The organism is Micromonospora sp. NPDC002411, assembly GCF_053592955.1.
Genome location: NZ_JBSFBM010000369.1, coordinates 1 through 6,269 on the forward strand (window position 1 = coordinate 1; position 6,269 = coordinate 6,269).

Here is a 6,269-nt window from a genome sequence, read left to right on the forward strand (position 1 = left end):
GGACGACGTCCGGCGGTTGCGCGATCTGGAGCGGGAGCTGCGCCGGCAGGGCTGGGTGAGGTCCCCGCGAGGGTCGACCGGAGTCCGGCGGCCGGGGCGGCGACCGGCGGGGCGGGGGTCGTCCACGTTCCGGCGGTGGCAACACCGTCCAGGTCTTCGTCGGCCTGGGCCGGCGCGCGGGGGTGCGCCCCCAGGACCTGGTCGGCGCGATCACCGGCGAGACCGGGATCCGCGGCCGGGACATCGGCTCGATCGAGATCGCCGACCGGTTCTCGCTGGTGGAGGTGCCGCAGGGGGTGGCCGACGAGGTGATCTCCGGGCTGCGGCAGAGCACGATCAAGGGCCGCAAGGCGACAGTGCGTCGCGACCGCGGGGGCGACGAGCGCTGAGCACGACGCCGGCGACCGCCGGGGTACGACGGTCGCCGGCGCCCGGAATCAGAAGGAGTACGGCCCGAAGCGACCCCAGGCCACCACGGCGGCGAGCACCAGCAGCACCGCGCAGGTGATCGCGCCCCGGACCTCCAGCTTGCGTCGGTCGCCGGTGTGCGCCTTCATGTCCCGCCGGTGCACCAGGATGCCGCCGATCATGACGATGACCAGGCCCACGGCGGCGAGTGGGGTGAGCACGGTGGCGACGCCGGTGAGTGGTGGCAGCACGAGCCCGACGGCGGCCAGCACCTCGACGAGGCCCAGTGCCTTCACCTGCGACGGCGGGACCGGGTCGACCCAGCCCATCTGGTCGCGCAGCTTCTCCTTCGGTTGGGTCAGCTTGGCCAGGCCGGCGCCGGCGAAGACAGCGGCGAGCAGGATCTGGATCGCCCAGAGCACAAGGTTCACGGGGGTTACCTCCGGGGGCACCGCCTCGCGGCGGAGAGGTGTGGGGAGCGTCAGGCGAGACAGTAGCGCTCGATGGGCGAACAGCAATGACCCCCGCCGTCACGGGGACGGCGGGGGTCATTGTGGCCGGAGGGTCAGGAGACGAAGAGCGCCGGACCGTCCAGGGCCGGGACGTCGGCCGGGGTCAGTGCCAGGGCGAGCACGTCGGCCACGTCGGCCAGGGTGTGCACGGTCAGCGCCTCACGCACCTCGGTCGGCAGGTCGTCCAGGTCGGGCTCGTTCCGCGCCGGGATGATCACCTCGGTGAGGCCGGCCCGGTGCGCGGCGAGCAGCTTCTGCTTCACCCCGCCGATCGGCAGCACCCGACCGGAGAGCGTGACCTCACCGGTCATCCCGAACTCGGGGCGGACCGGGCGGCCGGTGACCAGCGACGCCAGGGCCGTCACCATGGTGATGCCGGCGCTCGGGCCGTCCTTGGGAACCGCGCCCGCCGGGAAGTGGACGTGGATCCGCCGCCCGGCCAGGGCGTTCGGGTCGATGCCGAACCGCCGCCCGTTGGAGCGCAGGTACGACAGCGCGATGTGCGCGGACTCCTTCATCACGTCGCCGAGCTGGCCGGTCAGGGTCAGCCCCGGCTCGCCCTCCATGCTGGTCGCCTCGATGAAGAGCACGTCTCCGCCCGCACCGGTGACGGCGAGGCCGGTCGCGACGCCGGGCACCGCGGTGCGCTCGGCCGACTCCGGGGTGAACTTCGGTCGCCCCAGGTAGCCGGTGAGGTTGTCGGTGTCGACGCGTACCGGCGACGGGTCGGTCGCCAACGTCACCGCCACCTTGCGCAGGATCTTCGCGAGGCCCCGTTCGAGCTGCCGGACGCCGGCCTCCCGGGTGTACTCCCCAGCGATCAGCGCGAGCGCCTCGTCGGCGATCTCCACCTCGTCGGCGGTCAACCCGGCCCGCTCCCGCTGCCGGGGCAGCAGGTGGTCCCGGGCGATGGCGACCTTCTCGTCCTCGGTGTAACCGTCCAGCATGACCAGTTCCATCCGGTCCAGCAGCGGGCCGGGGATGGACTCCACCACGTTCGCGGTGGCCAGGAAGAGCACGTCGGACAGGTCGAGGTCGACCTCCAGGTAGTGGTCCCGGAAGGTGTGGTTCTGCGCCGGGTCGAGCACCTCCAGCAGGGCTGCCGCGGGGTCACCGGCGTAGCCGGCGGCCAGCTTGTCCACCTCGTCGAGGAGCACGACCGGGTTCATCGAGCCGGCCTCGCGCAGGGCGCGGACGATCCGGCCGGGCAGCGCGCCCACGTAGGTGCGCCGGTGACCGCGGATCTCCGCCTCGTCGCGGACACCGCCGAGTGACACCCGGACGAAGTTGCGGCCGAGCGCCCGCGCCACGGATTCGCCGAGGCTGGTCTTGCCGACCCCGGGAGGACCGGCGAGGGCGAGCACCGCGCCGGAGCCGCGACCGCCGACCACGCCGAGGTTGCGCTCGGCACGCCGGTTGCGCACCGCCAGGTACTCCAGGATGCGGTCCTTCACGTCGGCCAGGCCGGCGTGGTCGGCGTCGAGTACCGCCCGGGCCGCGGCCAGGTCGGTGTTGTCCTGGGTACGCGTACCCCACGGCATTTCGAGCACGGTGTCCAGCCAGGTGCGGATCCAACCCGCCTCCGGGGAGGCGTCGCTGGCCCGCTCCAGCTTGCCGACCTCGCGCATGGCCGCCTCGCGGACCTTCTCCGGCAGCTCGGCGGTCTCGACCCGGGACCGGTAGTCGGCCGAACCGTCCGGCTCGTCCTCGCCCAGCTCCTTGCGGATCGCGGCGAGCTGCTGACGCAGCAGGAACTCGCGCTGCGACTTCTCCAGGCCCTCGCGGACGTCACTGTTGATCTGCTCGGTGACCTCCTGCTCGGCCAGGTAGTCCTTCACCCAGCCGACCAGCAGTTCCAGTCGGGAGGTGACGTCCGGCGCGGCGAGCAGCTCGGTCTTCTGCTCCAGGGTCAGCCAGGGCGCGTAGCCGGCCGAGTCGGCCAGCTCGGAGAGGTCGGTCATCCGCTCCACCGCGTCGATGACCTGCCAGGCGCCCCGCTGTTGCAGGACGGAGGTCACCAGGGCGCGGTACTCGCGGGCGAGTTCGCGGGCCTTTCCGGCGTAGGCCGGTTCGTCGAGTTCGGACGCCTCGACCCAGAGCGCCGCGCCGGGGCCGGGGACGCCGGAGCCGATCCGGGCCCGGGACAGGCCACGGATGACGGCGGCGGGCTCACCCTCGGGCAGCCGGCCGACCTTCTCGATGGTGGCGATCACGCCGACCGGGCCGTACTCGCCGTCGATCCGGGGCACGGCGAGCAGCTTGCGGTCGCCGGTCGCGCGGGCGGCGTCGATCGCGGCCTGGGTGGACGGGTCGAGGGTCACCGGGATGACCATCCCGGGCAGCAGCACGGCGTCGGTCAGTGGAAGTACCGGAAGAGTTGCCATGGAACACCTGCCATCACGTTGACTTGAGCGTGTCTGGCTCAAGTAACAAAGCGTTCCCCTTGTTCCGGCTTGTGACTCAGGCCACTCCCACCCCCGGGTCGGTGCCGTAGAGCCGTGGATCTCCGGGCGGCAGCACCGGCTCCGGGGCGTTCGCACGCGGGTTGTCGTCGTACCGGAACTCGCCCTTGCCGTCCGGCGACGGTCCGGACGCCCAGCGGCTCTGCGCCGCGTCCGTACCCGAGGAGAACCCGAGGTACGTGTAGCCGTACTCCTCCGCGAGGTCGCCGGTGTCCGGGAACGCCTCCGGCACCGGCATGTCCTCCAGCCCGTCCTCCTTGAGCTGCTCGATCGCCGCCAGCCACATGTTCTGGTGCATCGTGTCGCGGGCCAGCAGGAAGCGCAGCATCTGCTTGACGCCCGGGTCGTCGGTCATGTGGAACAACCGGGCGACCTGGAGCCGACCCTGCGCCTCCGCGGTCACGTTGAGCTGGAAGTCGGCGAGCAGGTTGCCGCTCGCGGTGATGAAGCCGCCGCTCCAGGGCACACCGTTGGCGTCGGTCGGCAGCGCCCCGCCACCGCCGTGGATGAAGTGTGCCGGGTTCGACCCGGCGTAGATCGCCGCGCCCCCGGGGTTGTCCGCGATGCCCTCCGACAGCGACAGCGGCGCGGCGTCCAACAGCCGGGTGATCATCGTGACGATCATCTCGACGTGGCCCATCTCCTCGGTACCGACGTCGAGCAGCAGATCCTTGTACCTGCCGGGCAGGCGGCAGTTCCACCCCTGGAAGAGGTACTGGTTGGCGACCGTCATCTCACCCCACTTGCCGCCCAGCACCTCCTGCAGGCGGCGGGCGAACGCGGCGTCCGGGCCGTCCGGTTTGGCCTCGAACTGCAGGTCCTTGACGTGACGGAACATCTGGCCCCCTCGGTACGGCAATTGGCGGTGCAGCCGTTCCCGTACCGGTGACCCGGCCGGGCCAACCCGTGTCCCGGCGGGGTCAGCGCACCGGAAGCAGCACCTCCAGCGCCGCGCCGCGCGGCTGCAACCGATGCGCCCGCAGCGCTCCTCCGTCCACCGCGACGAGCTGCCGGACGATCCACAACCCCAGCCCGGACATCCCGTGCACCGGCGCCGGGCGGCGCAGCGCGGCCAGCAGCGCGTCGTCGACGCGGCCCTCGTCGGTCACCAGCACGCTCAGGCCGGGCCCGCGCACCGTGGCGTAGAGCCCGACCTGCCCCTGCGGCGGCCCGTGCCGCAGCGCGTTCTCCACCAGGTTGACGAGCACCTGGCGGGTTCGTCCGGACGGCACCGGGCAGGATCCCGCCAACCGGGTGGCCCGCACCCGCCGCCGACCGGCCGGCACCAGCGCGGCGGCCTCGCGCAGAATGCCCGCCAGCGCGACGGTCGGCTCCGGTTGGGGGGTCAGCGCCAGCGCGCCGGTGCCGGCCGCGGCGTCGCGCAGCAGGCTCTGCAGGTGGGCGGCCTGGTCGCGGGCCAGCTCGGTGATCGCCCGCCGGTCGGCGCCGCTCAGCTCGCGGTGCTCGTCGGCCAACGCACAGGTCAGCGAGGTCAGGGTGCTGATCGGCGTACGGAACTCGTGGCACAACACCCGCAACAGCAACTCCGCATCGGCCACCGGTGCTCGCAGGTCACCCGAAGCGGGCTCGATCCGGCGCAACCCTCGCAGCAGGCCCTGCAAACCGTGGCGTGCGCGCATCCACCCGACTCCCCTCGTTCGGTGCGTACCCGCATGATCGGTACCCGCTGGGGAACGGCGCAGACATGCCGGGAGCCTCCACCATGCGAATCGTCGTCGTGGACGATCACCCCCTCTTCGTCCGCGGCCTCGAATTGCTGCTCCCCATCACCACCGACGGCCGGGCCGAGGTGGTCGCCTCCACCGGCGACGCCACCGCCGCGGCGGCGCTGGTCAGCCGCTGCCAGCCCGACCTGGCCCTGGTCGACCTGCACATGCCACCACCGGGCGGCATCCGGGCGGTGGCAGCGATCCGACGGACCACCCCCCGGATACGTGTGGTCGCGATGTCCGGTTCCACCGACCCGGCACCGGCAATGGAGGCGCTGCGGGCCGGCGCCGAGGGGTTCCTGCCGAAGACCAGCGAGCCGGAGGCACTCCTGCCCCCGTTGCGGGCCGTCCTCGACGGATGGGCGGTCCTCCCGGCCGAGCTGCTGCACGCCATGCTGCGCCCCACCCACGCGACGCCCGTCGACCTGGACGGCGAGGAACGCCGGCTGCTCCGGGCGATCGCCTCCGGCCGCACCACCGTCGACATCGCCGACGAACTGCATGTCTCGGAGCGGACGGTGAAACGAATGACCGCCGCGTTGCTGCGCAAGTTGCGGGTTTCCAACCGGGCGGAGGCAGCCGCCATCGCCGGGCACACCGGCCTTCTCGGCGAATGACGCCGCTTCATCCGCCCCGATTCACGGTTTTGCTCGGTAACGGAATCGCGACGCGCCGAATGAATGGGACGCATATTGTTGCGGATTCCGGGGGTGATAGGTCAGACTTTGGACACATCCCGCCGCACACAGGGAGTAATCGGCAATGGCGAGAAAAGTAATCACGGTCCTGACCGACGACCTCGACGGTGGGAAGGCCGATCGGACGGTCGAGTTCAGTCTCGACGGCGTCGCCTACACGATCGACGTCTCGGACGAGAATGCCGGCGTCCTTCGCAAGGCGCTGGATCCGTACATCAATGCGGGTCGGCGGATCGGGCGCGGCCCGGTCGAGAGCACCCGCTCAGTCCGGCGTCCGGGGCGACCCGCCGGCGCGGGAATGGATCGCGAGCAGAACCGAGCAATCCGGGAATGGGCCGTCAAGAACGGCTACAAAATTTCCGAACGGGGCCGGATCCCGGTTGAGGTCGTCGAGGCGTACAAGAGCCGCTGACGCGCGAGTCGACGACGGGGCCCTGCCGGAAACGGCGGGGCCCCGTC

General features: G+C 71.8%; 6 protein-coding genes and 1 pseudogene. 3 read left to right on the top strand and 4 right to left on the bottom strand.

Annotated features, from left to right (window positions below; genetic code table 11):
- Positions 1-62: 62 nt before the first annotated feature.
- Positions 63-389: pseudogene (locus tag ACWCO3_RS29790) on the top strand (DbpA RNA binding domain-containing protein); the annotation flags it as partial.
- A gap of 48 nt (positions 390-437) precedes the next feature.
- Here ACWCO3_RS29790 and ACWCO3_RS29795 read toward each other — a convergent pair.
- The 4 genes from ACWCO3_RS29795 to ACWCO3_RS29810 all read right to left on the bottom strand — a co-directional run bounded on the left by ACWCO3_RS29795 (position 438) and on the right by ACWCO3_RS29810 (position 5,022).
- Positions 438-839 carry a DoxX family protein gene (locus tag ACWCO3_RS29795; protein WP_450013203.1) on the bottom strand — a complete coding sequence of 134 codons (402 nt, stop codon included), beginning with the start codon at positions 837-839 and terminating at the stop codon, positions 438-440.
- 134 nt (positions 840-973) lie between these two features.
- Positions 974-3,304 (bottom strand): endopeptidase La, encoded by a 2,331-nt coding sequence (lon, locus tag ACWCO3_RS29800; RefSeq protein ID WP_145781617.1) that lies wholly within the window; start codon positions 3,302-3,304, stop codon positions 974-976.
- 76 nt (positions 3,305-3,380) lie between these two features.
- Positions 3,381-4,220, bottom strand: coding sequence for a manganese catalase family protein (locus ACWCO3_RS29805; protein ID WP_145781615.1), 840 nt, complete (start codon positions 4,218-4,220; stop codon positions 3,381-3,383).
- An 82-nt stretch (positions 4,221-4,302) separates the two neighbouring features.
- Positions 4,303-5,022 carry a sensor histidine kinase gene (locus tag ACWCO3_RS29810; protein WP_358077635.1) on the bottom strand — a complete coding sequence of 240 codons (720 nt, stop codon included), beginning with the start codon at positions 5,020-5,022 and terminating at the stop codon, positions 4,303-4,305.
- An 83-nt stretch (positions 5,023-5,105) separates the two neighbouring features.
- Between ACWCO3_RS29810 and ACWCO3_RS29815 the strand changes: the two genes are divergently transcribed.
- Positions 5,106-5,729 carry a response regulator transcription factor gene (locus ACWCO3_RS29815; protein ID WP_358077638.1) on the top strand — a complete coding sequence of 208 codons (624 nt, stop codon included), beginning with the start codon at positions 5,106-5,108 and terminating at the stop codon, positions 5,727-5,729.
- A gap of 145 nt (positions 5,730-5,874) precedes the next feature.
- Positions 5,875-6,222 (top strand): histone-like nucleoid-structuring protein Lsr2, encoded by a 348-nt coding sequence (locus ACWCO3_RS29820; protein WP_091397759.1) that lies wholly within the window; start codon positions 5,875-5,877, stop codon positions 6,220-6,222.
- Positions 6,223-6,269 lie beyond the last annotated feature (47 nt).